At 59.6% G+C, this 451-nt stretch carries 1 pseudogene; it reads left to right on the top strand.

The features are described from left to right. Window positions 1-66: 66 nt before the first annotated feature. Window positions 67-324, top strand: a pseudogene (locus tag P0R31_RS40795) (IS5/IS1182 family transposase); the annotation flags it as partial. Window positions 325-451: the final 127 nt, after the last annotated feature.

The following is a 451-nucleotide window of genomic DNA, read 5'->3' as shown; positions in this document are numbered from 1 at the left end:
AGATTGGCGCAAACCGTTTCATCCCTTTGTCGATTCCTCTTGCAACGCGGGCGTGGTCCATAGATCGGGGTCAAGGTCTCCGTCGCCACGACGCTGGCGCACGCCAAAGGGGGCCAGTTCATCACCCATGTGAAGGCGCTGCCCGGCAACCCTTATGATGGTCATACACTCGAGACCGTGATCCCGGAAATGGAGGCGCTGATCGGCAACATCATCGAGCGCCTCGTTCTCGACAAAGGCTATCGCGGCCACAATGCGCCACCCAACTACAAGTTCAGGGTGTTCATCTCAGGGCAGAAGCGGCGGGTGACGCCCAAGATCAAGTCGTCGCGCGTTCATGCTACCGGGCGTAACTTGCTCCCGACAGGTATTTCGCCTGTCGTCGTCAGGCGCCAGAACGCAATGAGCAATTTGCGCGCCAGCGCCACGATCATGGTCTTGCGCGTACCGC

The organism is Bradyrhizobium yuanmingense (assembly GCF_029167105.1).
In the GTDB taxonomy this organism is placed as follows: domain Bacteria; phylum Pseudomonadota; class Alphaproteobacteria; order Rhizobiales; family Xanthobacteraceae; genus Bradyrhizobium; species Bradyrhizobium yuanmingense_A.
The sequence above is the reverse complement of the archived record's forward strand: the minus strand, read 5'-3'. Positions and strand labels throughout refer to the sequence as shown.